The sequence below is a fragment of the Pseudoduganella namucuonensis genome, from assembly GCF_900116645.1.
Classification (GTDB): domain Bacteria; phylum Pseudomonadota; class Gammaproteobacteria; order Burkholderiales; family Burkholderiaceae_D; genus Rugamonas; species Rugamonas namucuonensis.
Window position 1 is genome coordinate 1 of the sequence record NZ_FPBO01000040.1, and the last position, 25,459, is coordinate 25,459.

The 25,459-nt window shown below is 67.3% G+C and carries 15 protein-coding genes; 5 read left to right on the forward strand and 10 right to left on the reverse strand.

All coding sequences use genetic code 11. The features are described 5' to 3' along the window. The 8 genes from BM436_RS29730 to BM436_RS29765 form a co-directional block, all read right to left on the reverse strand. On the reverse strand, positions 1-1,297 hold a 1,297-nt coding region (locus tag BM436_RS29730; protein WP_143133358.1), incomplete at its 3' end, for a tryptophan halogenase family protein. 133 nt (positions 1,298-1,430) lie between these two features. Continuing rightward, on the reverse strand, positions 1,431-4,583 hold the full coding sequence (locus tag BM436_RS29735; RefSeq protein WP_177307612.1) for a TonB-dependent receptor: 3,153 nt from the start codon (positions 4,581-4,583) through the stop codon (positions 1,431-1,433). Between the two features lie 97 nt (positions 4,584-4,680). Continuing rightward, a complete protein-coding gene (locus BM436_RS29740) occupies positions 4,681-5,859 on the reverse strand; it encodes a hypothetical protein (RefSeq protein ID WP_093559632.1) in 1,179 nt (392 codons plus the stop codon). A 253-nt stretch (positions 5,860-6,112) separates the two neighbouring features. Then, positions 6,113-7,654: an alpha-N-arabinofuranosidase gene (locus BM436_RS29745; protein ID WP_093559634.1), complete on the reverse strand. Its 1,542-nt coding sequence runs from the start codon at positions 7,652-7,654 to the stop codon at positions 6,113-6,115. 731 nt (positions 7,655-8,385) lie between these two features. After that, a complete protein-coding gene (locus BM436_RS29750; protein ID WP_177307614.1) occupies positions 8,386-9,495 on the reverse strand; it encodes a helix-turn-helix domain-containing protein in 1,110 nt (369 codons plus the stop codon). Between the two features lie 239 nt (positions 9,496-9,734). Then, on the reverse strand, positions 9,735-10,235 hold the full coding sequence (locus tag BM436_RS29755; RefSeq protein WP_143133359.1) for a hypothetical protein: 501 nt from the start codon (positions 10,233-10,235) through the stop codon (positions 9,735-9,737). 94 nt (positions 10,236-10,329) lie between these two features. Further along, on the reverse strand, positions 10,330-11,736 hold the full coding sequence (locus BM436_RS29760) for a sensor histidine kinase (RefSeq protein ID WP_093559640.1): 1,407 nt from the start codon (positions 11,734-11,736) through the stop codon (positions 10,330-10,332). After that, positions 11,733-12,404 carry a response regulator transcription factor gene (locus BM436_RS29765; protein ID WP_093559642.1) on the reverse strand — a complete coding sequence of 224 codons (672 nt, stop codon included), beginning with the start codon at positions 12,402-12,404 and terminating at the stop codon, positions 11,733-11,735. The genes BM436_RS29760 and BM436_RS29765 overlap by 4 nt, the downstream gene beginning before the upstream one ends. A 279-nt stretch (positions 12,405-12,683) precedes the next feature. Between BM436_RS29765 and BM436_RS29770 the strand changes: the two genes are divergently transcribed. The 5 genes from BM436_RS29770 (at position 12,684) to BM436_RS29790 (ending at position 19,990) form a co-directional block, all read left to right on the forward strand. Further along, positions 12,684-13,859, forward strand: coding sequence for a porin (locus BM436_RS29770; RefSeq protein WP_093559644.1), 1,176 nt, complete (start codon positions 12,684-12,686; stop codon positions 13,857-13,859). A 25-nt stretch (positions 13,860-13,884) separates the two neighbouring features. Further along, complete coding sequence (locus BM436_RS29775; RefSeq protein WP_093559646.1) at positions 13,885-14,916, forward strand: ABC transporter substrate-binding protein; 1,032 nt, start codon at positions 13,885-13,887, stop codon at positions 14,914-14,916. Positions 14,917-15,007: 91 nt separating this feature from the next. Next, positions 15,008-17,239 carry an ABC transporter permease gene (locus BM436_RS29780; protein WP_093559648.1) on the forward strand — a complete coding sequence of 744 codons (2,232 nt, stop codon included), beginning with the start codon at positions 15,008-15,010 and terminating at the stop codon, positions 17,237-17,239. Between the two features lie 22 nt (positions 17,240-17,261). Continuing rightward, positions 17,262-18,302, forward strand: a complete 1,041-nt coding sequence (locus tag BM436_RS29785; RefSeq protein ID WP_093559650.1) for an ABC transporter ATP-binding protein — start codon at positions 17,262-17,264, stop codon at positions 18,300-18,302. A 35-nt stretch (positions 18,303-18,337) separates the two neighbouring features. Then, positions 18,338-19,990, forward strand: a complete 1,653-nt coding sequence (locus tag BM436_RS29790; RefSeq protein ID WP_177307616.1) for a methyl-accepting chemotaxis protein — start codon at positions 18,338-18,340, stop codon at positions 19,988-19,990. A gap of 33 nt (positions 19,991-20,023) precedes the next feature. Here the strand turns inward: BM436_RS29790 and BM436_RS29795 are convergent, their stop codons facing one another. Together BM436_RS29795 and BM436_RS29800 are read right to left on the reverse strand one after the other, a co-directional pair. Next, positions 20,024-21,250 carry a pectate lyase gene (locus tag BM436_RS29795; RefSeq protein ID WP_143133360.1) on the reverse strand — a complete coding sequence of 409 codons (1,227 nt, stop codon included), beginning with the start codon at positions 21,248-21,250 and terminating at the stop codon, positions 20,024-20,026. Further along, positions 21,247-25,449, reverse strand: a complete 4,203-nt coding sequence (locus BM436_RS29800; RefSeq protein ID WP_093559656.1) for a hypothetical protein — start codon at positions 25,447-25,449, stop codon at positions 21,247-21,249. Before BM436_RS29800 ends, BM436_RS29795 begins: the two co-directional genes overlap by 4 nt. Positions 25,450-25,459: the final 10 nt, after the last annotated feature.

Genomic DNA, 25,459 nt, shown 5'->3' on the forward strand with positions numbered 1-25,459 from the left:
AGACGACGACGCGCCCGGTTTCGCGGAAGGTCTCGATCTGGTGCCGCAGCGTGTCGGGAATCGGCATGTTGGCGCAGTAGCGCCAGAATTCCGTATCGGTCCGGTCGGTGAGCTTGTAGTGCATGATGATGAAGTCTCGCACGTATTCGTAGCGTTGCGCGACCAGGCGGTTGAACTCGTCGGCCAGTTCGGGACGGCATTCGCGATTGGGGAAATACTGGAGCAGCCAGCCGACCGCGTTTTCGATGAAGTTGATGCTGGTCGATTCGAGCGGCTCGAGGAAGCCGCCCGACAGGCCGATGGCGACGCAGTTCTTGACCCAGGACTTGCGCCGCCGGCCCGTGGTGAAGCGCAACTGGCGCGGCTCGCCTTGCGCCTCGCCGTCGAGGCCTTCGAGCAGCACGCGCGCGGCCTCGTCGTCGCTGGTGTAGCCGTCGCAGTACACGTGGCCGTTGCCGGTGCGGTGCTGCAGCGGAATGCGCCAGGTCCAGCCGGCGGCCTTGGCGGTCGAGGTGGTGTAGGGCGTGAGCGGATCGACCTTGGCGCATGGCACGGCCAGCGCGCTGTTACACGGCAGCATGGCGCTCCAGTCCTCGTAGCCAGCCTGGTACACGCCTTCGATCAACAGGCCGCGAAAGCCCGAACAATCGACGAACAGGTCGCCCTCGACGCGGCGGCCGTCGCGCAGTTTGAGGGCGGTGATGAAACCGGTCTCGGGGTGCTGTTCGACGTGCTCGATCATGCCTTCGATACGCTTGACGCCGCGTCGCGTGGCGTAGTCGCGCAAATAGGCGGCGTACAGTCCGGCGTCGAAATGGTAGGCCGAGCTATACGCGTCGGTAATCGATGGCAGCTCGTCTTGCGGCGGCATGAAGCGGTTGCTGCGCGCCATCATGGTCGCCATCGACCATTGCTCGTAAGACGGCATGTCCTTGAACACGCGCGACAGGCGCAGCCAGTACATGTACGCCGGGCGGTTCTCGATGGCCGGGCCGAAATCGCCGAAGCCGTGGAAAAACCGGTTGCCGACATGGCCCCAGTCCTTGAATTCGATGCCGAGCTTGAAGCTCGCCTGCGTCTTCCTGACGAAATCGGCTTCGTCGATGCCCAGGGCGATATTGAAATGGCGGATGGTCGGGAGCGTCGCTTCGCCCACGCCGACGGTGCCGATCTCGGCCGACTCGACCAGCACGACCTCGCAGGTCTTGGGCAGCTTGAGCGCCAGCGGCGCGGCGGTCATCCAGCCGGCGGTGCCGCCGCCAACGATGACGATGGTTCGAATGGCTTTGTCAGACATAGGCAACCCATACAAAAAGAGAGGCGGCCGGAGCCGCCTCTGAAAACTGCCGCCGGAGCGACAGATAGGAGACTACAGAAGGTCCATTGCGCCGGGGTGGCGATGGACCCGATGCCGGGACAGCGCGCCGGACTTAGTACGTGTAACGCAGCGCCAGGCGATAACTGCGGCCGGGCTCGAACCAGGAACGCATCATGTTGCCGATACCCTGCTGTTGGGTCTGCTTAACGACGGTATCCAGGATGTTGCTTGCGTTGAAACTGACCTGGACATGGTCGTTGAACCTATAGTCGAACCCGAAGTCCAGCTGTCCGGCCGCTTCCTGCCAAGTCGGCAAGCCCCAGCCCACGTCCCGCGGATAGACCGTCTTGCCATCGACAACCGTCGCCCGGGTCGGATCGGCACTGGTGGCGTCCTGGCCCTGCGTGCCGTTGACGGACACGCCCTGCAGGAAGCGACTGCGCCAGCTGTAGGCCAGGCGCATCGACATCGGCCCCCGGTCGTACATGAACATCAGGTTGTAGGCGTTCTTCGACAAATACTGCAAGGGCATATCGGTGAACGGCATGCCATTGGTGTCGCAGCCAAGCAAGTTCAAGGAACTGTTGTTGAACGAATTGGCGGCCGGGCAGTACTTCAGATTGAACGGATGGTGCAGCGTCTGCTTGCTCTTGATGTAGGTGTAGTTCGCCGAGACGCCGAAGCCCTTGGCCCATTCCGGCAGAACCTCCGCCAATCCCGGCACATTGTTGAAGTAGGTCTGGCCGGCGAGCTCCAGTCCGGTCACCTTGCCGTCCGCCGCGTTGTCCGGCGCGGTGATCATGAAGGTTTGCGCGTTGCCGGCCAGGTCGTTGTAGTCGCGGGTATAGGCCGAGCGCATGATGATGTCGGTCACGTCCTTGTGGAACAAGGCGGCCGTCAGCGACGAGCCGTGGCCCGGATACCATTCGAGCGTCGCGTCGAAGCTGGTGGCCTTGGTGGGCTTCAGATGGACGTTGCCCTTGTTTTCACCCTTGTAGTTGACGGTCTGCACGGCGCCGCCGCTGGGGGCGAAAATGACCTGCTGCTCCAGCTTGACGTACTCGTTCAGGTCGCCAAAGCTCGGCCGATACATCGACTTCGCGAACGCGAAGCGCGTTTGCAGCTGGGGGGTGAGTTCCATCTTCAGGTTGAGACTCGGCAGCAGGTCGACGGAGCTGCGGCCTTCGACGATCGGCTCGTTGATCTGTCCGAACCTCGGCACCGACGGTTGCGAGGTGCTGCTGTAGGTCGGCAGGAACACGGTGTAGCCGCGGGCTTTCGTGTCGGTGTGGACCATACGCACGCCGGCGCTGCCCTCGATCGGGAAGCGCAGATCGTCGAAGCCGAAGCGCGTCATCAGGTAGGCGGCCTCGGTCGTCTCCGACTGGCGGGAGGTTTTGGACGGGTCGCCGTCGAAGACGAGCGGCTTCCACGGGTCGGGCAAGTTCGAGCAGTCGTTGTTGGTGCCGGATTGCGCGTTGCCCTGCTCGCATTGAATCTTCATGATCGGATTCGCCGCGGCCGCGTAGGCGTTGGGATAGTCCTTGACCGCGGCCAGACTCGGCGCCACCAGGGCACCCGGGTTGGGGATCTTGCCGTTGAAGAAGTTTTCGAAGGTGTAAAGGCTGGTCGGCACCAGGGCGGCGACCCTCGGATCGCTCAGGTAAGTGAAATTGGCGCGCGACGCCCAGGTCGGCTCGTCCGTCGTGGCGGCCGGCTGCCCCGGTGTGGACGTGTTCCTCACTTCCCATGGCTTGGAGATGCTGTACCATTCCGAGCCGCTCCCCGTGACGCGGTTCGCCGTGCGCTTGGTCGCGCGCACGCCGAAGCGCACGTCGCGCATGACCGGATGGTCGAACTTGAAGCGCAGGTCGGTCTTCCACGCGTACAGGTCGGCGTCCGCCTTTTCCTTGCCCGGCCCAAACATCTCCAGGTAGTAGTTGGCCGGATTCCGCAGGAACTCTTTCGCCTTGTCGTCGAAGGTGATCTCCCCGATATTTTTGGAGAGGTCGATATTCATGCTCGGCACGAAGGTGGCCAGGGTCATGTTGACGTTCGTGGACTTGCTCGTGGCATGGACCCATTGCAGGTCGTTCTGGAGCGACCAGCGCTCGTCGATGGTCCACTTGGCGTTCCAGGCGATCTCGCGGGTCTGCGAGCGCCTGTCGTTATAGGTTTGGTTGGAATTGAAACCCAGTCCGCCGTCCACGAAATTATTCGCGCCCCGGCCGCCGAGCGGATAGGTGTACCTGGCCGACTGCAGGATGCCCCTGCTGTCGAACACCGGGTTGATGAGCGTGGACTTGTAGGAGTCCTCGACACCCGTGTACAGGGCGTTCTCGGTGCCGGTTTCCTTGTAGCCGGAGTGGAAATAAGTGAGCGCGGACGATGCCCCGCCCTTCTTCCACTGCAGCGCGGCATACACGCCGGCGCGGTTGGTCTCGCTCAGGTTGGTGCGCCACGAAGCCGATTTGGGCACCCACACGGTTTGGCCGATATGGCCGGGGATGTCGGTGCGCGGGAAGTAGGCGTCCACTTGCACCGTGTCGTTGTGGTTATTGTTCTGGTTGCCGGACAAGTTGAGCAGCGCGCCCCATTGTCCGAAATCGTTTTCCCAGCGTTTCGAGACCAGGCCGGAGAGGGCGGGCGAGGTTTGCTTGCCGAGCTCGGTGTAGTTCACGTAGGTCGAGGCCGCGAACTTATCGCCCTTGTAGTCGAACGGCAGCGCGGTGCGCAAGTCGACCTGGCCGCTGACGCCGCCCTCGATCAACTCGGCCGGCGGGTTCTTGTGCACGACCACCGCGGCCATCAGTTCCGAGGGAATGTCACCCCAGCTCAGTTCGCGGCCCGGGTAGCCGGCCGAGAACGATTCGCGGCCGTTCAAGGTGGACGAACCCCAGGTCAGGCCGCGCACCGAAATGCCGGAACCCTCGACCGAGAAATGCTCCGGGTCGCCGCGCGAGCGGTTGCGGTCCATCGTCACGCCGACGACGCGCTGCAGCACCTCGGTGATCGACTTGTCGGGAAGCTTGCCGGCCTCTTCGGCGACGACGCCGTCGATGACCTCCTCGGCATTCTGTTTGAGCTTGGCGGCCGACTGCATCGCCGCGCGCTGGCCGGTCACGACCACGGCCACGGGCTCCTGTTCCTTGGAGGGCGCCCCCGAAGGCGCCGTTTGCGCCTGCGCGGCGCCGCCATAGAGCGCCGCGAGCTGCGCCGCCGCGAGCGCCAGCGCGGTCATCCGCACGGGTTTCCGCTTGATCATTGTTCCGATTGTCCTCATTATCTCTTTCCTCTTGAAATCCTGTTTTGCTTGGGCTGACCGCCGCGCCGGGGCGGGGGCATGAACTGGTCGCGCGCCGTCACTGGAAGGTGATCGGCCCGGTCAGCGTGATCGTGGTCTGGTAATTCGGAGCCGGCGCGTTCGGATTCGGCACCTTGAAGTTGCCGACCGGCGAGGCGAACCTGATGGCGACGACCGGATAATCCTGCAGCTCGAACCAGGGGTTCAGATCCTTCAGTTCGCACGCCTCCGAGACGGTGAAGTCCCTGAGCTTGAGACTGTAGTTCGCCGGGGCCGGGGAGCTTGGCTTGAAAGTCGCCCGCACCCTCACGTTGCAGGCGTCGTTGTTCGCCTTGCGGTTGAAGTGGCCGAGGATCAAGTCCACTTCGACCTGGTTGTCGCCGGTGGCGAACCATTCCTGGTTCTGCGAGAAGTTGAACTTCAGCGCCGCCTGGGCATCGATCCGCACGCCTTCCGGTGTGTCCTTGGTGTTCGAGATATTCGACACGTGGGGCGCGTACACGTCGAGTTCGGCCCAAACCCGCCACCAGCGTCCGTCGGTGTAGGGCGCGTTCTTGTAGGTGTAGGTATCGGTGATGCTGCTGCCGTCCGCCGAAACGCTCGCGTCGCACCAGCCCTTACACCACCAATCGGTCTCGCTGCTGCCGCCGTGCGGGTCGACTTTCCCGTCCTCGTTGGTGGTCGTCGTATTCTTGTAGCCGCTCAAGAACTTGATCTCGGGCGCCAGTGCGGCGCCGATCGGCATGGTCTTTTCCACTTTCGCCGACTCGTAGATATCGCCGCCGTCCATCGTGGCGGTGACGGTGCACAGCCCATCGCCAAGCTTTTGCAGCGTGGTTCCGCTGACCGAGCACACCGCGGGCGTGCTGGTGGTGAAGACGACGGGGCGGCCGGCCACGGTGGACGTCGCCTCCAGCTGCACCGGCTGCGTGTCCAGGGGCTGCGCCCCCGGGTTGCGGAAGATGACAGCCGCCGGCCGCTTGGGAATGACAAAGAGTTGGCGTTGCGTGGCCGCGGCGTAGCCATCCCCGCCGACCTGGTTGGCGTTCACCGAGCACTCGCCCGCCTTCAGCAGCGACAGCGTGGCGCCGCTGACGCTGCAGGTGCCGGGCGTGTTCGACACGTAGGTGATCGGCCCGCCGGAACTGGCCGTGGCCTTCAGCGTGATGGTCGCGATGGTCGGCGGAACCGCCACCGTCTCCCCGCCCGGGAACGGGAAGGAAACCGATTGCGCCATCCCGCCTCCGCCGGCACCACCACCGCCACCGCCACCGCAGCCAGCCAGCAGCGTGGCGCAAGCCAGTCCGACAGCCGTAAGCTGAAATCTCATTTTTTGTTGTCCCCTCATGATTTATGCTTCCTCTCTGTTGCGTCTACTACAAGTTACTTGCCACCGGTTACGCCGCTGACAAGGTGAATTACGCCTCCGCCCGGGCACCGGTGCGCAGGGGCGCGGTACACCGCGCCAATTCCATGCTCGCCCCCCCTGCTCACTTATCGACCGCGACCACCACCACCGCCTTGGCCGGGATCTTCAGGCTCAATTTGCCATCGACCGCCTTCGCCGCGAACGGCGCGGGCTTGATCGCATCCTTGTGCTTGAAGGTGTTATGCGCGTCCATCGCCGCCGCCGTCAGCACCTGGCCGCTGACGCCGGAAACGTTCTGCCCGGCGACATTGAGCGCCACGTCCGACGCCTCGTTCGGGTTGGTGTTGACGATCGCCAGATACAGCTTGCCGTCCTTGGCGCGCGCCGCCGAGGCGCTAATGCCCGGGATGCTGGTCGCGCCGACCTTGTACTCGACGTTGTCGCGCAAGGCCACCGGCAACGAGGTCGCATCCTGGAACGGCACGTACATCTTGTAGGCATGGTAGGTCGGGGTCAGCAGCATCTGGTCCTTGTCGGTGAGGATCATCGCCTGCAGCACATTGACCATCTGAGCGATATTCGTCATCGTGACCCGGTCCGCATGGGCATGGAAAATGTTGAAGTGCAGCGCCGCGACAACGGCGTCGCGCAGCGTGTTTTGCTGGAACAGGAAGCCAGCATTGGTGCCCTTCTCCACGTCATACCAAGTGCCCCACTCGTCGATCAGCAGGCTGATCTTCTTTTCCGGATCGTTCTTCTCGAGCGCCGCGACGTTTTCCTTGATACTCGTGTCGATTTTCAAGGCGTTCGCCAGCGTCGACATCCATTGCGCCTCCGGGAAGCCCGTGGCCGCCCCCTTGACGTCCCAGTTGCCGGTCGGAATGGTGTAGTAGTGGTAGCTGATGCCGACGGTGCGGCCCTTCAGGCCGCCGCTCAGCACGTCGGTCCACTTGTTGGTCGAATGGCCGCCGCTGGCAACTATTTTCGGGCGATATTGCGGCGGCGCCTTCAGAAAGGTTTCATAGTTGTTGTACAAATTGACGTAATACTCCGGCGTCATATTGCCGCCGCAGCCCCAGGACTCGTTACCGACGCCGAAGAAGTCCACCTTGAATGGCTTGGCGCGGCCGTTCTTGCGGCGCAGCTCGGCCAAGGTCGACTTGCTGTCGGAGGTCATGTACTCGATCCATTCCGACATTTCCTGCGGGGAGCCAGTGCCCAGGTTGCCGCTCACATAGGTGTCGGCCCCCAGCATTTCGGCCAGATCGAAGAATTCGTGGGTGCCGACCGCGTTGCTCTCTTCCACGCCGCCCCAGTTGGTGTTGACCTTGACCGGACGCTTGTTGCGTGGGCCGATGCCTTCTTTCCAATGGTATTCATCGGCAAAGCAGCCGCCCGGCCAACGCACCAGCGGTACGCGCAGCTCCTTCAGCGCACCGACCACGTCCTTGCGCCAGCCCCTGACATTCGGGATTTTAGAACCGGGACCGACCCACATGCCTTCGTAGATGCCGGTGCCCAGGTGCTCGGCGAACTGGCCATAGACGTTCTTGTTGATGACGGCACCAGGCTTGGCCGGATCGACGTCGATGGTCACGGCCGAGAACGCCGGCGCGGCCGCCAGCATTGCAAGCGTCAGTACGCTGCTCTTCACTACACTCATGTCTTCTCCATTTTATTTTCGACGGTTTGGCTTTCGCTTGCGGGACTGAGGGCAGTCCCACCTGCGCGGCAATTCGGCCGAGTCTATCCCAAATATTTCGGCAAAAAAACAGGCTGAAATGCGTCGCCGTCCCCCATGACGGCCCGGGGAGAAAATTCTGCACGGCCGGCATCGGTACGCGTGCAGATTTTGCTATTGATCGCCTAACAGGCCGCCGTCCGAGCCGGCCATCCCCTGTGCGGCAGCGGCCGCGGCGCCGTCGCCGCGCGTCGGATGCAAGGAAGTGCAGTATCAATGCGATTATCTGCACCTTGTAATATCTTCACAATTCGCGCTATCTCGGCGCTTGTCCCGGTGCCCTTTTTCTGCCCGCCCGGCCCGTGCCGGCGACGCCAAGACGGCGTCATATGGCGCCGTATGGGATCGCCGAAGCGGCGCGCAGACCGATCGGCCGCACACCTTTCATTGGATAATCAGGGGCTGGGAATATTGGATTGCGCTCATCCAGAGTGGCGGCGCGCGTCATCGCCGGGTGGAGAGGGGGCGACGAATGCTAAATTGCGGGGGTATTTTGTATCGCCAAGACGGCCGCCGATGGTGGCCAGATGCGTACCACGAAGAACATCGGCGCGTCTGTTCGCGCGCGCTTGCCGAACCGGGCGCCCGCGGCGGCGGCGCCGGGTACACCCATGAACGCGGCCGCGCTCAGCCCTGCCAGCGAAATATGGGCTTTATGGCGCCGGCTCCTGCGGCTCCTTTTTGCATACTTCCCGGAATGCCTTGGGCGTGCATTCGTATTCTTCCTTGAAGAGCTTATTGAAATACGAGGAATTCTTATATCCGACCGAATAGGCGATTTCCGCAATACTGGCGCTGGAGTTTTCCACCAATAGGCGCGATGCTTCGGTCAATCTGAGCTTGTTCAGGTAACCGATAAAGGTGTATCCCATTTCCGCCTTTAATATGTCGTTGACCTTATTGCGGTTGACGCCGGTTTCCGACACCACGGTTTCCAGATCCAGTTCCGAATCCGCATAACGCGTCGCCAGCAATCTCAAAATGGCGGATTTTTCCCTTTCCCGGTGCGGCTCCAGCGCCAGCTGCTGGTACGCCACCAGCGGCAGGTCTTTCTGCATCCGCGCCTGCAGGTCATTGGCCAAGGCCACCGCGTACTGCTTGACGAACCAGAACCCGAAACCAGCCCAGGCCAGTATCAGGAACACGGCGAGAAAATACAGGTAGCCGTATTTCCGCTCGTGCATTTCGATTCCCCCGATTTCGATACGCGACGGGGTGCCGACGCGGCTGGCAGTGCTGGTGCCGACATCGATCTGCGCGACCTTGGCCAGCGAGTAGCCCAGATCGGATGGGTTGAGTTTGTTCATGTCGACCCACCATTGCGGAATGGTCAAATGCGCCAGATCGAGTTCGACGCGGTCCCCGTCCTGGTTGCAGTTGACGTATGCCATTGGCGAGCGGTAGGTCATCAGCTCACCCGGTTTGGACAGCTTGTCATCGAAGGTGGCCAAGCCGACCCGGATGGTACCGGCGGGGAAGCAGCGTGCCTCGAAACTGATCTTGTCGAACCTGGACCAGTCGAGCAGCGCCGGTTTGCCGTTGCGGTCCGTGAAGAACAGGGCGCTTGACGCATAGGATTGGGGATTGCTGCCTGACAGGACAAACTCCATGATCAGGCGCGCGGCATCGACTCTCGCGTTCAGGTTGGTCGTCGCGTCCGGGGTGTTGTACTTGCGCAACTCCCAGGAAAAATCTTCTTGCTCGAACAAGGGGACGCGGTGATAGCTGCGGCTGACGCACAGATACCCGATCAGGATACTCATACCGAGAAGCAGGACCAGCCGAAGCAGTGCCTTTGAATATAACGCGTGCATATAGATAAAAGTTGGATGGTCGGACAGCGGCGAGCCCGCCGGGCGCCGGTCCGGCGGCAATCATCAGGTCTCGCAATGTACAGCATGTCCTGCCGTCTGTCACTGCGACGCTGTTGCACCCAATGGACGGATGGCCAGCGAGGTCGACTCCCGTTGCCTCCTGGGCGTCGCGGCCGCGGCGATGCACCCTATTCGAACTGTATCCTGGTGACGTAATAGGCGCTGTAGGGATTGGCCTGCGCCTGCAGGGAGATGCCGTCGATGGTCTTGCCGTCGGCGCCGATTTCCTTGAGCGGGACTTCGACGGCGGCCCAGGTCTTGGCCTTGGGGCGAATCACGAAATTCGATTCGATCGGCTTGCCGCCGGCCATGGCCTTGATCATCAGGTCCTGGCCGCCTTCGACGCCGCCGTTGATGATGAAGGTCAGCTTGGTGTAGCCCTCGGTGGAGAAGGCGTCGCGGTGCAGCAGCAGCGCGCTCCATGGATCGCCCTCCACCTTCACCGGTTTGCCCCCGCCGGCCGGCACGGACAGGGCCACCTTGGCCCAGCTCCAGTTCTGCCAGCCGTTCTTCAACTCGTCGTCATAGACGATGAAAGGCTTGCCCAGCGCCTGGGCGCCCGCGGGCTTGACCAGCAGCGCGGCGGCGAATCCCGCCATGGCGGCCAGCAATGTGCGACGTGTCTGCATAGTTTGTCTCCTTGATGAAATTCTATGAAATCGTTTTCAGGAAAAACCATGGTAGCACAAACTTTTCTTTGGCAAGTGAAGATTTTGGGGGGCCTCAGCCGGCGGCCGCGCCGGCGGGGAAGCGCACGCGCGCGTCCAGGCCCTCCACCTGGCCGGGCGCGCCGCGGTTGCTCAATATGAGCCCGGCGCCCATGGAATCGGCGATCTCGGCGCAGATCGTCAGGCCGAGTCCCCCGCCCTGCGAGCTGTGGCAGCCGGCGAAGGCCTCGAACACGCGCATCTCGCGCTGGTTGGCGATGCCGGGGCCGCTGTCCCACACGCACAGTTCCACGCCGTCCTCCAGCGCCGCCACCCGTATCCCCAGGCGCGAGCCGGGCGGGGTGTGGCGGATGGCGTTGTGCAGCAGGTTGGAGACCATCTCGGTGGCCATCCAGCCGCGGCCCTCCACCTCGGCGCACTGCGCGTCCAGTTCGAAATCGAGGTCCTTGTCCGAGATCAGGGGCGACAGGTCGATCGCCACCTCGCGCGCGATGGCCGCCAGGTCGCAGCGCTCGCGCGTGCCCTGGCCGCGCATCTGCTCGATGCGCGCCAGCGACAGCAACTGGTTGGCCACGTTGGTCGCGCGCTCGACGGTGGCGCCCATTTCGCGCAGGGCCAGCTCGGGCGCGATGTCGCCGCGCGCGCCGGACTGCAGCTGCATCTTGAGCACCGCCAGCGGCGTGCGCAACTGGTGCGAGGCGTTGGCGACGAAGCGCTGCTGCAGGTCGACCGTGCGGTGCAGCCGCTCCATGTGCTCGTTCAGCGCGGCCACCATGGGCTGCAGCTCGCGCGGCGCCTGCGGCGCGCTCAGCGGCGACAGGTCGTCCTCCTGGCGCGCCGCCAGCTGCGCGCGCAGGCTCTCGATCGGGCGCAGCGCGCGCCCCACCACCAGCCAGGTGACCGCCGCCACCGTCAGCACCAGCAGCGTCTGGCGCAGCACGGTGCCCCACAGGATGTCGCGCACCGCGCCCTCGCGGAACGCCAGCGGCTCGGCGATCTGGATCACCACGTCGTCCTCCGGCAGGTGCCGCTTGGAAGGCTGCGCCACGGCGGCGATGCGCACCGGCGCGCTGCCGTAGCGGCCCTGGTACACCTTCAGCAGCGCCGGCACGGCGGGCCAGGCGGCGCCGGAGCCGAGGTAAGCCGGCAGGTCGCGGTCGCCGGCGATGTAGCGGCCCTGGCGGTCGCTGATGCGGTAGATCATGCGGGTGGAGAAGCCCGCCTCGTACACCTCCACCATGGCGTAGGAGACGCCGGTGCGCAGCTGGCCGCCCTCGAGCGAGATCTGGTCGCCGACCGAATAGGCGGTGGTGACCAGCATGCGGTCGTAGGCGGCGTTGGCGGTGTCTAGCGCGCTGCCGTACAGGTGGACGGCGCCGATGGCGATGAACAGCGCCAGCGGCCAGATGATGCCGGCCAGCAGAAAGCCGCGCAGCGAGCGGGCCTGGGGCGCGCGGCTCATGCGGCCGGCGCGGGACGCAGCAGGTAGCCCAGGCCGCGCAGGGTCATGATCTCGGTGCGGGTCGCCACCAGCTTCTTGCGCAGGCGGTGGATCACCACCTCGATCGCCTCCACCTGCACGTTGGCGTCGTCCGGGAACACCAGCTGCAGCAGGCGCTCGCGGTTGACGGCGTGGCCCGGGCGCGCCATCAGCGCCTTCAGCAAGGCCTGTTCGCGCGGCGTGAACTCGAGCGGCGCCTCGCCGTGGTAGAAGGCGCCGGAACCGCGGTCCAGGCGCAGCTGGCCGCATTTCTGCTGCGGCTCCTCGCCGCCCTTGCGCCGCAGCAGCGCGCGGATGCGCGCCTCCAGCTCCTCCAGGTCGAAGGGCTTGGCCAGGTAGTCGTCCGCGCCCGCGTTCAGGCCGGCCACCCGGTCGCCCACCGCGCCGCGCGCGGTCAGCACGATCACCGGCGTGGCTATGCCCTGGGCGCGGCTGCGCTGCAGGATGTGCAGGCCGTCCAGGCCGGGGATGTTCAGGTCCAGGATCACCAGGTCGCCCACCTGGTCGCGGATCAGCCGCAGCGCCTGGGTGCCGTCGCCGCAGGCCGTGACCTGGAATCCCCGCTTCTCCAGCGCGCGGGTGAGCGCCTTGGACATGTCGGCGTCGTCTTCAACTAGCAATATCTTCATGGTGGTGGCCGGTGGCTGTGGGGATTCGGGTTTATTGTAGCCCGCTGTATATTGCGCGTCAGCACTAACTTGGTCCGCCTTGCGGCTTGAAAGCGATCTGAAAGGAAGCTGAAAGCCCGCTGCAAGAAACCTGTCGTTTTCGGGCCTTGCCGGTTCGCAATTTCCACGAAGCTGCCCTAGACTCCGTTCCAGTCGTGTGTCACGCCGGGTCCGGCGGACGGATCGATCCCTTGAACGAAGCAGACAGAGGGCGCCCCGAGCGCTCCACAGGAGACCAGAATGAAAAAACATAGCGTGACGATGGCGGGTGCGGCGCTGGCCGTGTTGGCGGCGATGCCGGGCGCGCAAGCCCAGTCGGGACTGCAAACCACCGTGTACGGCGTGGCCGACGCCCAGTTCGAGCACATCGACGCGGTGGGCGCCGCCGTGCCGGCGCAGGACAAGCCGGGCCGCTTCCGCCTCAGCAACGTCAGCTCGGAGCTGGGCATCAAGGCCAGCCTGCCGCTGGGCCGGGGCATGACCGGGCTGGCCCAGTACACCACCGGCATCTCGGTCGACAACGCCAACGGCAGCACCAGCGGCGGCATGTTCGGCAGCGCCAAGGACGTCTTCGTCGGCATCGCCTTCGACGGCGTCGGCACCCTCAAGCTGGGCCGCATGACGGCGGCGGCCCGCTGGAACAGCGGCACCGCCGACTTCTCGCCGATGGGCGCCGGCGTGCAGGACAACCAGGGCATGTTGTCGGGCAACAGCGGCCAGTCCGTCACCGGCCCGCAGTTCAACGTCCGCTTCGACAACACGCTGGGCTTCGAATCGGCCCGCTTCCACGGCCTGTCGGCGCGCGCCTACTTCAGCGCCAATGAGAACAAGAGCGCGGCCGGCACCGCCACCAGCCCGCACCTGGACGACAAGAGCTACAGCCTGGGCCTGCAATACGTGGCCGGCCCGCTGGACCTGCGCGTATCGCACGAGGTGCGCGCCGACAAGGGCACGCTGAACGGCTCCACCGACCGCGACACCAGCGACCGCGACCTGCGCCTCGGCGTGCGCTACACCTTGGGCACCGGCACCATCCTGGCGCTGGGCTACGACCGCATGCGCATGAGCGACCCGAACGCCACCGGCACCGCCAAGACCCGGCTCAGCAAGACCGGCGTGGTGTTCGGCGCCAGGCACGTGTTCGGCCCGCACGTGGTGTACGGCGGCTACGGCGTGGGCAGCGACGTCAAGTGCGCCCACGGCAACGGCAGCTTCTGCAACGGCGCCGACACCGGCGCGCGCAACGCCGTGATCGCCTACCAGTACGTGTTCGACAAGCAAATGCTGGCCGAGACCTTCGTCGCCATCGTCGACAACGAGGCGCGCGGCAAGTACGACTTCGACGCCGGCGGCGTCGGCCCGGCGACCGGCGCCAAGTCGCGCGCCGTGGGGGCCGGCCTGCGCTACGCCTTCTAACGAAAAAACACAACAAGGAGACGACATGAAACCATCCCTATCGCGCCTCGCCCTGCCCGCGCTGCTGGCAAGCGTCGCCGCCCCCGCCCTGGCGGCCGACGCCGGCTCGCTGAACATCATCTGCGGCGTCCAGGCCGAATGGTGCAGCCTGGTGCAAACCACTTTTTCGCGCACCACCGGCATCAAGGTGAACCTGGTGGCCAAGGGCGGCGGCGAGGCGCTGGCGCAGATCTCGGCCGAGAGCGCCAACCCGAAGACCGACGTCTGGTTCGGCGGCACCGGCGACCCGCACCTGCAGGCGGCCGAGAAGGACCTGACGCTGGCCTACCAGTCGCCCAACATCAACCTGCTGCGCGACTGGGCGGTGAACCAGGCCAAGCAGTCCGGCTACAAGACGGTGGGCATCTATTCCGGCCCGCTGGGCATCGCCTACAACACCGAGCTGCTGGCCAAGAAGAAGCTGGCCGCGCCGCTGTGCTGGACCGACCTGATCCAGCCGCAGTACAAGGGCGAGGTGCAGATGGCCAACCCCAACTCGTCCGGCACCGCCTACATGGCCATCGCCACGCTGGTGCAGATCACCGGCGAGGACAAGGCCTTCGAGTACCTGAAGGCGCTGCACAAGAACATCAGCCAGTACCCGCGCTCCGGCTCGGGTCCGCTGAAGAACGTGTCGCACGGCGAGAACACCATCGCGGTGGGCTGGATCCACGACGTGCCGGGCGAGGTGATGCAGGGCTTCCCGGTCAAGAGCGCGGCGCCGTGCGAGGGCACCGGCTACGAGGTCGGCTCGATGTCCATCGTCAAGGGCGCGCGCAACCTGGCCAACGCCAAGAAGTTCTACGACTGGGCGCTGACCGCGCCGGCGCAGGAGCTGGGCCTGGCGGCCAAGCAGTTCCAGCTGCCGGCCAACACGGCGGCCAAGGTCGACCCGCGGGTGCCGGACGTCAAACGCATCAAGCTGATCAACTACGACTTCGCCAAATACGGCAAGGCCGCCGAGCGCAAGCGCCTGCTTGAACGCTGGGAAAAGGAAGTCAACGGCGGCGCCAACTAAGGGCGCGCCATGCGGCGGTGATCACGCGGCGCCACCCCGGCGCCGCCACCGCGGGCAATGACCGGGCCGAGGCCCGCACAGGAAAAACATCATGAAACGAAACACACTCCATAGCGGCGCGGCGCTAGGCTGGGCCACGCTCGCCATCGCCGCCGCGCTGCTGCTGCCGTGGTACGCCATGCCGGACGCCGGCTGGCTGCGCGACTACCCCGCCGTCTTCGGCGACCCCGCCTCGGCCCCCGGCTGGCTGCAGGCCAGCCGCGGCCGCTTCTGGCTCTGGCTGCCGCTGGCCGCGCCGCTGGCGGCCCTGCTGGCGCCGCTGTGCGCCGGCCGCCGCCAGCAGGGCCTGCTGCTGGCGGCGGCCGGCGGCCTGGGACTGGCCGGCCTGCTGGGCGCAGGCTTCGCGATCGGCCCTCAAGGCTGGGTCTGGTTTGGCTGGCAGGACGGCGCGCTGGCACTGCCGGTCGGCCAGCCCGGCCTGGGCTGGGGCGGCGCGCTGACGCTGCTGTCCCTGCTGATGCTGCTGGCGACCGGCGTGGCCCGCCTGGGCTATTTCCAGGGCAACGAATTCGTGTCCGGCGCGGTGGTGCTGTGCTCGGCGCTGCTGATCCTGTTCATCGCCGCCCCGGTGCTCAAGTCGCTGGCCGGCGCCTTCCTGGACGAGGCCGGCCGCGTCAGCGCGGCCGAGGCCTGGTCCCGGCTGGCCAGCGACCGCATCTGGAACCTGGGCTGCCTGCAAGGGCGGGCCAGTTGCGGCGTGGCCTGGAACACGCTGGCGCTGGCGCTGGCCACGGCCGCCGGCACCACCGTGCTGGGCACGCTGCTGGCGCTGCTCACCGAGCGCTCGCTGGTGCGCGCCAGGCCGCTGGTGCGGGTGCTGTCCACGCTGCCCATCGTCACGCCGCCGTTCGTGGTCGGCCTGGGCCTGATCCTGCTGTTCGGCCGCGCCGGCCTGGTCAACCAGGGCCTGGAGCAGCTGTTCGGCATCGAGCCCTCGCGCTGGTTCTACAGCGCCAAGGGCGTGTGGCTGGCGCAGATGATCGCCTTCACGCCGATCGCCTACATGATGATGCGCAGCGTCGCCCAGTCGATCGCCCCCACGCTGGAGGAGGCCGCCCAGACCCTGCGCGCCCAGCCCATGCGCGCCTTCATGACCGTGACCCTGCCCCTGCTCGGGCCGGGCCTGGCCAACGCCTTCCTGGTCGGCTTCATCGAATCGATGGCCGACTTCGGCAACCCCATCGTGGTGGGCGGCCAGTTCGCCGTGCTGTCGACCGAGATCTTCTTCGCCATCGTCGGCGCCCAGCTCGACCAGGGCCGCGCCGCCGCGCTGGCGCTGGTGCTGAGCGCCTTCGCGCTGGCCGTGTTCGTGCTGCAGCGCATGGCGCTGGGCAAGGGCAGCTACACCAGCATGTCCGGCAAGGGCGACAACGGCATCCCGCCGCCGCTGCCGGCGCCGGTGCGCCGCGCCGCGATGGCCGTCGCCATGCCGTGGCTGGCCTTCACCGCCGTCATCTACCTGTTCGCCTTCGCCGGCGGCTTCGTCAAGCTGTGGGGGCGCGACTTCAGCTTCACGCTGCAGCACTTCCACACCGCCTTCGGCCTCGAATGGGACCACGGCTTGGTGTGGCTGGGCGCGGGCTGGGATTCGCTGTGGACCACGCTGCGCCTGGCCGGCATGGCCTCGCCGCTGACCGCGCTGCTGGGATTGCTGATGGCCTACCTGCTGGCGCGGGTGCAATTCCGCGGCCGCGGCCTGTTCGAGTTCGGCGCGCTGCTGGCCTTCGCCGTGCCGGGCACGGTGCTGGGGGTGGCCTATGTGCTGGCCTTCAACGTGCCGCCGTTCGAGCTGACCGGCACCGGCCTGATCATCCTGCTGTGCTTCGTGTTCCGCAACCTGCCGGTCAGCATCCGCGCCGGCACGGCGGCCTTGAAGCAGATCGACAAGAGCCTGGACGAGGCCTCCTCCATGCTGGGCGCCTCCACCGTGACGACCATGCGGCGCGTGATGCTGCCGCTGCTGCGCCCGGCGCTGGTGGCCTCGCTGGTGTACGGCTTCGTGCGCGCCATGACCACCGTGTCCTCGGTGATCTTCCTGGTCAGCGCCGAGTACGAGCTGGCCACCACCTTCATCATCGGCCGGGTCGGCAACGGCGAGTACGGCGTGGCGCTGGCCTATTGCACGGTGCTGACGGTGCTGATGCTGTCGGCCACCGCCATGGTGCAGTGGCTGGTGGGCGAACGCAAGCTGGGACGCCGCGCCGCGGCGACGGCGGACGACAAGGCCGAGGCGGCCCCGGCGATGGCCGCGGCCCGGCCATAACGAGAACAGACAGGAGCACATCATGAAGCCCGGTATCGAATTCAAGAACATCACCAAGGCCTACGCCAGCAACGGACCGCTGGCCGTCAAGGGCATCGACTTCACCGTGCCGAAAGGCACGCTGACCACCCTGCTGGGCCCCTCGGGCTGCGGCAAGACCACCACCTTGCGCATGATCGCCGGCCTGGAGAGCCCGACCGGCGGCCAGATCTGGATCGACGGCGCCGACGTCACCACCATGTCGGCGGCGGACCGCCACGTCAGCCTGGTGTTCCAGAGCTACGCGCTGTTCCCGCACATGACCATCTTCCACAACGTGGCCTACGGCCTGGCGGTGGCCGGCGTGGGCCGGGCCAGCATGGAGCAGCGGGTGGACGCCGCGCTGGCCACGGTGGGCCTGTCCGGCTACGGCAAGCGCTGGCCGGGCGAACTGTCCGGCGGCCAGCAGCAGCGCGTGGCGCTGGCGCGCGCGCTGGTGCTGGAACCGGCCGTGCTGCTGTTCGACGAGCCGCTGTCCAACCTGGACGCGCGGCTGCGGCGCCAGATGCGCGACGAGATCCGCGCCCTGCAGCAGCGCCTGCGGCTGACGGTGGCCTACGTCACCCACGACCAGAGCGAGGCGCTGGCGGTGTCGGACCAGATCATCGTCATGCGCGACGGCCGGATCGCCCAGGCCGGCACGCCGGCCGACCTGTACGAGCGCCCCAACAGCGAGTTCGTGGCCGGCTTCATGGGCGAGGCGCTGCTGCTGCCGGCGCAGGTGACGGCGGCCGGCGACGTGCGGCTGGGACCGCTGCAATGGCGCCCGCCGCTGTCGCTGCGGGCCGGCCCGGTGCAGGTGGCGGTGCGCCCCGAGGCCTGGCGCGTGGGCGACCCCGGCGAGTTCGGCATGGAGGCCAGGGTGCTCAAGTCGACCTACCTGGGCGGCTTCTACGAGTACACGCTGGACAGCGAGATCGGCGAGCTGTTCGTGGTCTGCCCGCACATCGACCGCCAGCGCCATCCGCTGGAGGCGGTCAGCCTGGGCATGCACGGGCGCGGCGTGTCGATCGTGGTCGGCTAGGCCCCCCTCCCCCTCCCCGCCGCGAGGACATGATCATGACCCTGATCGCGAATCTCCGTATCGGCGCCCGCCTGGCGCTGGGTTTCGGGCTGGTGCTGCTGTGCGCGGCCAGCCTCTTGGGCATAGGCTTGTGGCGCATGGCCGCGCTGCAGGACGACACCGAGCACATCGTCGGCGTCCGCCTCGCCAGCCTGAACGCGGCGCTGCAAATGCGCCACCAGGGCGCGGCGCTGGCGCTGGCGCTGCGCCAGCTGGCCGCGCCCACCGATGCCCGCGAGGGCGCCGAGGCCGGCGGCCAGTTGGCCGCCTTGCTGGCCGCCTACGACGACGCCGAACGCGCCCTGGCGGGCTCGGCGAACTCCGCCGGCGCGGCGGCCGACGCCGGCGCGCTGGCGGCGGTGCGCCAGAGCCGGGACGCGCTGGCGCCGGTGCTGGCCCGGGTGCGGGCGCTGGTCGCGGCGGGCAACTACTTCGACGCCGCCGCCGTCTACAAGGGCGACTTCGCGCCGGCGCACGCGCACTGGATCGCCCGGCTGGCCGCGCTGGCCGGGAGCGAGCAGGCCGCCATGGCGGCGACCCGCGACCGCTCTCGGGTGCACTACCGGGAGGCGCGGGCCGGCATGCTGGCGGTGGGCCTGCTGGCGCTGCTGTTCGGCGCCGCGTGCGCGCTCTACATCACCCGTTCCATCGCCGCGCCGCTGCGCGAGGCGGCCCGCGTCGCCGACAGCATCGCCGCCGGCGACCTGGCGGTGGCGATCGGCGACAGCGGCGGCGAGGCCGGGCAGCTGCTGCGCGCGCTCAAGCTGATGCGCGACAAGCTGGCGCGGGCGATGGCGCAGATCACCGCCGCCAGTTCGGCGGTGTCGGCGGCGGCGACCGGCATCGCCGACGGCAACGCCGACCTGTCCGAGCGCACCGGGCGCCAGGCCGGCGCGCTGCGCCAGTCCACGGCGGCGATGCGGCAGCTGGCCGGCACGGTGCGCGCCAACGCCGACGACGCGCGCCAGGCCAGCGCCGCCGGCGACGAGGCGCGCGACAGCGCGCTGCGCGGCAGCGCGGCGGCCGGGCGCGTGTCGGACACCATGGCCGCGATCAAATCGAGCTCCGACAAGATCGTCGGCCACGTCGCCGTGATCGACTCGATCGCCTTCCAGACCAACCTGCTGGCCCTGAACGCCGCCGTGGAGGCGGCGCGCGCCGGCGAGACCGGCCGCGGCTTCGCCGTGGTGGCCGGCGAGGTGCGCGCGCTGGCCCAGCGCACGGCCGGCGCGGCGCGCGAGATCAGGACGCTGATCGGCGCCTCGGCGGCCCAGGTGGACCATGGCCACGCGCAGGTGAACGAGGCGGCGGCGACCATGGCCGACATCCTCGCCGCCGTCACGCGGGTGGCCGCGCTGATGCGGCAGATCTCGGCCGCCAGCCGAGAGCAGAGCGACGGCATCGGCCAAGTCGGCGCGGTGCTGGGTGACATGGAGGCCATCACGCGCGAGAACGCGGCGCTGGTGGTGCGGGCGGCGGCCGCCGCCGAGGAGCTGCGCGCGCAGTCGGCGCAGCTGGTGCTGGCGGTGGCGCGCTTCGAAACGGGCGGCCATGCGCGGCGGGAGCCGGAGCAGCGGCGCCCGTTTACGCCGCCAACGCGCCTGCCGGCGCGGGCGGGCGAGGCGCCGGCCGCGCGCATGCCGGCGTAAGCCGGCCGGGCGCGGCGAGGGTGATGGGAAGGCTTACTTCTTGCCGCGCTTGACCGCGCCGCTCACTTCGGTGGCGTCCGGGGCCAGCACGTCGTTGGGCACGTTGCTGAAGGTGACCCCTTCCAGCGAGATGGTGGCGGAGGTGGAATCGGTGCGCACGATGGCCTCCTTGCCGTTCTTGAACTCCGAGTTGCGGATGACGATGTCGGTGTCGATCTGGTGGCCGCCATTGGTCCGCACCGCCTTGCCGAAACCGTCCGCGGTGAAGTTCTCCAGCGTGAAGGAGCCGCCCGCGTTGAGCTGGAAGATCTTGTCGTTGGCGTTGAAGGCGCCGCCGCCGCTCCACGTGACGTTGCCCGGCTTTTTCATCGTCATCGCGTCCTCGCCCACGTCGCGCGCCCACACGTCCTTGATGGTCGCGTCGCCCATGGTGTGGATGCCGTCGGCGCCCTCGTACTGCAGGTTCTTCAGCACGCCGCCCGGTTCGATCACGAACACCGGCTTCTGGTCCTCGCTCTGGCCGCCGTCGCCCAGCGCCTTGCCCGCCTTGTAGAGCTTGCCGCCGCCGTCGAACACCTGGCCGGCCTTCACCACGATGGTCTCGTTCACGGTGACGGTGCCGGTGGGCTCGGGCATCGTCCCGGGACCGCCGGCCTTGGACGTCTTGCCGGTCTTGCCGGCGTCGGACTTGCCGCCGGTTTTTTCGCTGTTTTTTTCGTCGACCGTTTCATCGGTCTTTGGCCTGGCCTTTTTATCCGGGCTCTCGTCGGTTTTTTCGCCGGCATACTCGTCGGCCTTCCGTTTGCCGGGCGACGCGCCGGAACCTTTCCTGGCGCGCGCCGCGGGACCGGTCCCGCCGTCCTCGCCGTCGTCCCCGCCGATGCGCGGCTCGTCCCCGCCGCGCCAGGGCGCGTTGGACCGCTCGGGAGAACCGCCACCGCCCCCGCCCCCGCCGCCGCCCATGTCCTTGTCCCCCGCTTCCGGAACCTGATCGTCCTTCTTCAGCAGGCCGAGCAGGAATATGATCTGCAACAGCTGCAGCAGCATGGGATTGTTCATGGGGTCGGCGTCGGTGGGCGCGTCGCCGCTCCGCGGGGATGGCTTGGCGGAGCAGGCGCGCGGGGCCGGGGCATCGATGTCCAGCGGATCCTCGTCGCCGGGCACATCCATGACCTCCGGCGGCTTGCCGTAGTAGTACGCATTGATGGTGACATCCGCCCACCTGTCGGCGCCGCCAAACCCGCCCGTTCTCATGTTCATGATCGCTCTCCCCCGTTTCCACTGCGCACCAGCGCCAAGCTGGTCTTGGCTATTTTTTCCTGCAATTCCGTCACGCTCAGCTGGCGCTTGCGCTCGCCCAGCAGGCGCTGCGCCATCGGATTCAGCGTGGCGGTGCGGATGTCGGGAATCGCCTCCTCGGTCGAGCCCCGCACCTCCCTGCGCTTGAAGAACAGCGGGTTCTTCACATCGAACTGGCTCAGCTTGACGTTCACATCCCCCGTCGCGCCCAGGTACTTGACCGCCATGTCCTTGTCGCCCGCGAAGACCCGCGCCGCCACATGCCGCATCACCTCGGCCATGCCCTCGTCGCCGTCGTCGACGGCGAAGGCGATGGCGGCGTCGATGCCGCGGTGCGCCCATTGCTCCTTGGACTCCAGCTTGACGGCGAACCTGTCCGGCCTCTGCAGCATCAGGGCACGCCCGAAGTTCATCAGCACCTCGCCCTCCATCTTCGCCAGCTCCTTGTCCACCAGTTCCCTGGTCGCCTGCTGGAGGCCGAGCTCCGCCAGTTCACCGGCGCGCCGGGTATGCGGTTGCTCCCGGCGCGCCAGCTCATGCTCCAGGGGCGCCAGGCGTTCCGCGGTTTCGGCCTCAAGGTATGCGCCGAATCCGCCGCCGCTCGCGGCCGTCCGCGCGCCGTTGTCCAGTAAGTGGCCCTGGCGCTCCGCCAGTTCCAGTTTCAGCTGCGATATTTCCCGGCGCAGTCCCTCCACTCCTTCCCGCAAGCCGGCCACTTCGTGCTCCAGTTCCCGACGCCACGGCGTCGCCGGCCCTTTCGGGCCCCGCGCCCGCGCGGCGTCGGTTAGCGCTACCTCCAGCGACTTGCGGAAACCCTTGTCCACCACTTCCTGAATGCGGCTGGCCAGCGCCGGCAGCGCTTCGAGCAGCACATTGACGGCCTGTGCCGTGTCGCCGCTGTAGTTGCCGTATTCCTTCTTGAAAACCATCTGGCTGTCCGGTTCGACCGGAGCCCTGTCCCTCACGTCCGAACCGCCGATGTTGAGATCGACGCCGCCGCCCACGCCCGCCACCAGCGGAAAGCCGAACTTGTTCTGGTTCCGCTCCCCCTTGATATGGGTGTGGGAAGTGTTCATGCCGATGAACGCGTCCAGCTTCACGGTGTTCCTGGTCGTCTCGCTCACCTCGCTGGCCCCCTGCTGGTTCCTGTACCGCGCCAGGTCCGAGCTCCGGACGAACTTCGCCGTCGCCCCGAAGCCCAGGCGCGCATGGTCCTTGGTCTTGTCGCCCAGTACCACGGCCGCCCTGCCGGGGGTGATCGCGGCTTCGACCGTCCTGGTGCTGGTCTCGCGGACCTCGTCGTCGATCGTGAAGGGCGAAGCGAGCTTGTCGCACATCAGGTCGAGCGCCGATCCGTACGGCCTGCCACCGCCGTCCAGGGTCTGGCCGGGCTTGAAGTCCAGCAGCATGTCGACCGCCCGCTTCATGGTCTCCCGGGCATCGGCAAGGTCGCGCAGGCCGTCCTTGGGCTTGATCGGTATTTTCAGCACGACGGCCTGGTCGGTCCTGTGCTTCAACTCGCCCCGCAGGCCGCCGCCCGGCAGATTGATCCCCAGGGGAGTCTTCTTGATGGGCCGCTGGGCATGGTCCGGGAGCACCTGGGTATTGGTGCCGATGGCGAGGCCGGCGTGGCCGGATATCTCCGTCATGGTCCCCATCGTCAGTTGCAGCCATTCGTTGTTGGCCTGGACGTTGAGGAGCATCCCGGCGCTGTGCGAGCCGCCGAGCGTGGCGAACAGGTTGACGCCCGGGGCCACCGGCCCGCCGAACGGCACCGACACTTTGAACTGCCGCGCGCCCATGGTGTCGGTGCGGTCGCCAAGCCGGGTGCGGTCGATCGCATCGTGCAGCGTGCGCCGGATCGCCTCCGGCCCATCCAGCGCGCCGCCCTCCGCCAGCTTCACGCGATCGTCCAGCGACGCCAATTGCGCCAGCATCGCGGCGCGGTCCGCTTCATTTCCGGTGGCCGCCACCGCCTCGCGCAACAGCTCGAGCGCGCCGTGTCCCGATTCGAGTTTCCCGAGGGAGGGATGGTCGAGCATGGCCGGCACCGACAGGCCGCCGCCGGCCGCCTCGAGGATCGCCTTCTTTTCCTTCGCCTTCAGGGGGTTGGACCAGATTTCCTTGCCGGAGTTGAAAGTGCCCTCCTTGTGCGTCAGGAAGCGCGACACCTTGGTGTAGGCCTTTTCCGTGCCCCGGTGTCCAGCCACGTAGCCGGACATGGCCAGCAGCAGCCGGGCGTTTTCCCTCTCCTTGGGCGTCGTGGCCCGGTCCAGCGCGGCCTGGGCGAAATCCTTGAGATTGCCCAGCACCTGGCGGAATTCCCCGCGCGCCTCCTTCAGCACATCGCCGCAGCCTTTTTGCTTGAACTGGTCGTGAACATGCTCGACCGTGGTGGCCGGCAGCGAGGCCATGGCCTGGAAGCCGCCGAACGCCTCCTCCACGCGGCGCGCGGTGCCCTGTTCCCACACCGCGCTCTTGACCATGACCCAGTCGCGCCGCGCGGGGCTGCCCGCCACCGGTTCCACCTTGTCGACCAGCTCGTCGCGCAGGGCGCCCATCGCCGATAGCAGCCGCCCCCGGTGCGCCGCGCCGCCTTCCGGGTCCCCGGCGAGCCGCCCGTGTTCCCTGACGCAGCGGAAGAAGGACTGCACATCGCGCCAATCGGCCTTGTTCTCCGGGTTGCAGGCCAACAGCGATCCCACGGCCTCGGGAACCACGTGCGCGCCCATTTCCCACATCCTCGCGAGGTCCAGGGCCGTTCCGGTGGCCGGCGTGCCCGCGCCGGCATGCGCCCAGGCGGCGCCGACGATGCGCTCCACCGGCTCGGTGGCCAGCGCCTGGTAGAGCGCGACGCAGCGGTCCGCGTCGTGCCCGGTCACGCTCTCCGCCATCGAGACGACGTGCATCAGCTGCATGCCCGCCAGCGGGGCGTCCTTCAGCAACGCGTCGTGCCGGCCCAGCTTGTCGGCCAGCGCGCGCAGCGCCTCCCTGGTCTGCCCGCGTTGCGCGGCGCTCATGCCGGCGATCGACGGCAGGTGTTCCACCAGGTCGTCCATGAATTGCCTCTGCGTGTCCCGGGCGCGCCGCTCCAGCGCCGGCAGGGTGTCGTCCAGTATCCGTTCCACCGCCGCGTAATCACGCGCCAGCGCGTTCAGCTTGCTGGCCTCGCCGCTCCAATGCGCGGCCTCCTTCTTGCTGGGCGGGGGGCCGGGCAACTCGGAGCTCCCGCCGGCGGTCAGGTCGCGCACGCGGCGGCCCACCAGCCGGTCGTGGATCGCCGCCCTCGCCTCGGCCAGGTCCGGCGGCGACATCGCCACGTGGCCAAGCATCTCCTCGGCGATCGGCAAGGCCTCCAGGCCTTCCAGGTACTTGGCCGGCAGTTCCAGCTGGCGGGCCATGGAGGACAGCAGGGTTCCCATGCCCTTGGCGCGCGAGTGGTCGCCCTTGTGCTCGCGCAGCGTGCAATAGGCGTCGAAGAACTTTTGAGTCGAAGCCGCTATCAGGGCGTGGCGCGCCTCGGCGTACGCCGCCCTGTCCGCATCGCCGGCGGCATCGCCGCCGAGCGCGGCCAGCGCGGAGTTGGCCGCGTCGCGCCGCGGCTGGATGGAGTCGCCGTCGACATCCTTTTGCGCGGACTCGCGCTGGCATTTCTGCCTGGCGATGTTCTTTTTCACCGCCGTCAGCTCCGTCAGCAGCGTGGCGTGGGTTTGCAGGAGCAGCTCATCGGGATCGTCCGTCGCCAGGCGCGCGTCGAGGGCGTCGAGCCGGCTCGCGTAGCCCCGCTCCTTCCTTTCCAGTTCCGTGATGCGCGCCGCCGTCCGTTCCAGGACCTCGGCGGCCGCCTCCGGTATCCGGCTCGCGTTGCGATGCTCCGAGCGCGCCACCATCCCGTGCAGATGCCGCTCGCTCTGCGAGCCAAGCTGGTTCGGCGGCAGATCGAAGCCACGCCAGTCGCGCGCGATGCGCTCCTTGTCGCGGTCGCTCCTGCAAGTGTTGTCCTTGCCGATCCCGCCCAGGAACGGCAAGCCCGCGAAGAAGTTCGCCTTGGTGATGGTGACCTTCGGATTGGCTTGCATCGCCTCCATGGAGGGCAGGCCGCCCGGATGGGTGGCGAGACGCTGGATGTCCGCGGGGCTGCCGCGCGTGATGTGATGCATGGTGTCGCTC

Bases quoted from the DNA above. Each gene is read 5' to 3' on its own strand.
- BM436_RS29735 (WP_177307612.1), bottom strand. From the start codon at position 4,583: ATGATCAAGCGGAAACCCGTGCGGATGACCGCGCTGGCGCTCGCGGCG.
- BM436_RS29740 (WP_093559632.1), bottom strand. From the start codon at position 5,859: ATGGCGCAATCGGTTTCCTTCCCGTTCCCGGGCGGGGAGACGGTGGCG.
- BM436_RS29745 (WP_093559634.1), bottom strand. From the start codon at position 7,654: ATGAGTGTAGTGAAGAGCAGCGTACTGACGCTTGCAATGCTGGCGGCC.
- BM436_RS29750 (WP_177307614.1), bottom strand. From the start codon at position 9,495: ATGAGTATCCTGATCGGGTATCTGTGCGTCAGCCGCAGCTATCACCGC.
- BM436_RS29755 (WP_143133359.1), bottom strand. From the start codon at position 10,235: ATGCAGACACGTCGCACATTGCTGGCCGCCATGGCGGGATTCGCCGCC.
- BM436_RS29760 (WP_093559640.1), bottom strand. From the start codon at position 11,736: ATGAGCCGCGCGCCCCAGGCCCGCTCGCTGCGCGGCTTTCTGCTGGCC.
- BM436_RS29765 (WP_093559642.1), bottom strand. From the start codon at position 12,404: ATGAAGATATTGCTAGTTGAAGACGACGCCGACATGTCCAAGGCGCTC.
- BM436_RS29770 (WP_093559644.1), top strand. From the start codon at position 12,684: ATGAAAAAACATAGCGTGACGATGGCGGGTGCGGCGCTGGCCGTGTTG.
- BM436_RS29775 (WP_093559646.1), top strand. From the start codon at position 13,885: ATGAAACCATCCCTATCGCGCCTCGCCCTGCCCGCGCTGCTGGCAAGC.
- BM436_RS29780 (WP_093559648.1), top strand. From the start codon at position 15,008: ATGAAACGAAACACACTCCATAGCGGCGCGGCGCTAGGCTGGGCCACG.
- BM436_RS29785 (WP_093559650.1), top strand. From the start codon at position 17,262: ATGAAGCCCGGTATCGAATTCAAGAACATCACCAAGGCCTACGCCAGC.
- BM436_RS29790 (WP_177307616.1), top strand. From the start codon at position 18,338: ATGACCCTGATCGCGAATCTCCGTATCGGCGCCCGCCTGGCGCTGGGT.
- BM436_RS29795 (WP_143133360.1), bottom strand. From the start codon at position 21,250: ATGAACATGAGAACGGGCGGGTTTGGCGGCGCCGACAGGTGGGCGGAT.
- BM436_RS29800 (WP_093559656.1), bottom strand. From the start codon at position 25,449: ATGCATCACATCACGCGCGGCAGCCCCGCGGACATCCAGCGTCTCGCC.